Below are 385 nucleotides of genomic sequence, written 5' to 3' on the forward strand. Positions count from 1 at the left end.
GACGTGCAGGAGCGGCTGTCGCTGTACAAGCGGCTCGCGAACTGCGAGCACGGCGACGCGATCGACGGCATCCAGGAAGAGCTGATCGACCGCTTCGGCAAGCTGCCGCCGCAGGCGCACGCGCTCGTCGAGACGCACCGGCTGCGGATCGCCGCGAAGCCGCTCGGCATCGTGAAGATCGATGCGAGCGAGGTCGCGATCGGGCTGCAGTTCGAGCCGAATCCGCCGATCGATCCGATGCGGATCATCGAGATGGTGCAGAAGCATCGCCACATCAAGCTCGCGGGCCAGGACAAGCTGCGCATCGAGACGCGCTCGCCCGATCTCGCGATCCGCGTGTCGACGATCAAGGAAACGCTGCGCGCGCTCGGCCCGAAACAGGGGG

At 67.0% G+C, this 385-nt stretch carries 1 protein-coding gene; it reads left to right on the plus strand.

The genetic code is table 11. From position 1 onward, the window contains the following. On the plus strand, positions 1–385 hold a 385-nt coding region (locus M3206_RS18865), incomplete at both ends, for a TRCF domain-containing protein (RefSeq protein WP_251314046.1).

Origin of the sequence: Fictibacillus phosphorivorans, assembly GCF_023715845.1 — a bacterium.
In the GTDB taxonomy this organism is placed as follows: domain Bacteria; phylum Bacillota; class Bacilli; order Bacillales; family Fictibacillaceae; genus Fictibacillus; species Fictibacillus phosphorivorans_D.